The organism is Plesiomonas sp., assembly GCF_051650925.1.
Classification (GTDB): domain Bacteria; phylum Pseudomonadota; class Gammaproteobacteria; order Enterobacterales; family CAMTGL01; genus Plesiomonas.
Window position 1 is genome coordinate 1 of the sequence record NZ_JBOFRH010000490.1, and the last position, 1,507, is coordinate 1,507.

2 protein-coding genes are annotated in these 1,507 nt (G+C 48.5%); both read right to left on the reverse strand.

Annotated features, from left to right (window positions below; genetic code table 11):
- Positions 1-470 (reverse strand): response regulator transcription factor (locus ACRC27_RS11845; protein ID WP_438639953.1); only part of this gene is annotated, 470 nt, incomplete at its 3' end.
- A gap of 129 nt (positions 471-599) precedes the next feature.
- Positions 600-992, reverse strand: a complete 393-nt coding sequence (locus ACRC27_RS11850; RefSeq protein ID WP_438639954.1) for a PepSY domain-containing protein — start codon at positions 990-992, stop codon at positions 600-602.
- Positions 993-1,507 lie beyond the last annotated feature (515 nt).

The window sequence follows — 1,507 nt, forward strand, 5'->3', positions numbered from 1 at the left end:
ACTTTGTACTCAAGCGATGTCAGCTCAATCGGCTGACCTTGCCAGAACACCCGCGCGGCGCTCAAATCCAGCGTTAAATCGCCCGCCTGCAATTGTGGCGCAGCTTGCCCAGAAGAGCGGCGCAATTGCACCGATAGCCGAGCCAATAATTCAACCATCTCGAACGGCTTGGTCAGGTAATCATCCGCCCCCGCATTGAGCCCTTCAATGCGCTGATGCAACTCGCCACGGGCACTGAGAATAATCACCGGCGTGGTATTACCCTCTTGGCGCAAACTGCGCAGCACTGTCAGCCCATCGAGCTTAGGCAGACCCAAATCCAGTACAATCACATCCCAGTTTTCACTGGTGGCGCGGTATAAGGCGTCAATGCCATCGCGGGCAATGTCGCAAATCCACTGTTGCTGCTCTAGCGCCGTCTCTATCTGGCGCGCCAGTAAGGTGTCATCTTCAACAATTAGGGCTTTCATCTGGCTGTCCGTTGGCTCTGGTGCATTTATTGTTATTTTACTGATTCTGGCCGGTTTTTAACTGAGTGTTCAATTTCAGAGTTAGCCACTGATTGTCATAAGCAGTAATACGCAGCAACTCGGATATCGCTAATCGTCCAGTTGACTCAAATCCACGCCATGACGCAATACACTATCCAGATCATGGCCTTTAATTTTGAGAATTTTCAGTGTGGTGGCGTTGTATTTGACCTTGATGACGTTGTTGGCCGCCCCCAGCAGTTTTAGCTCGTACTCCCAAACGCCGTCATCCTCATCCAACTCCACTTCGATGATCCGGCCATTCAGATCTCGCTCAACCTGCTGTAATAACAGGCTATATGGCTGAATCAGTCCGGATTGGGTTGCCGCCAGCGCCGTATCCTGCACGTCATCATCCAGCTCTAACTCGGGGAGCGGATCGGCGCCGGTTTGGCTGGCCACAAACCCCGTCATCATTAGCACTGTCAAAGTGACGGCACACCACCGCCCGATCCTGTTCATAACACAACCTGTCTACTTAGCTAGAGTGTTGGACTGTCGGCAGTGTATCAGAGTCACTGACACTGCCGTTGATTGACCGCAAAAAAGCCCACACAGCGCAATTTACTACGCAAAACAATACCGCGAGCCTGTTCAGATTATCAGAGTAAACCCCTTTACGACTTAATCGGAAATGAGGGAACTATTCATCTTCTGTTCAGCTTGCCCTCTGCTTTCATCTTCCCCGTATTTTTCTGTTGATTATTTGTTCTATCGAGGATTGTGCTACCGAAGATCTGGTATGCATAAAAATTCACTGTTAGTGCAACAAATTCCTCTGGCAGTAAAAAAACGCGAGCTGCTGCTTGTTGATTAAATGTTGAATCACATCTTTGGCAAACAGAATTTTATTGGTGTTTTTAACTATTCATGCTGCTGTGAATCACATTTTCGACTAGGTGAAGTGAGTTAAATCACACTAACTGTTGATGAATTGTATCGGAGCATCATTTACAGCCTACGGCAAACAGTTTACG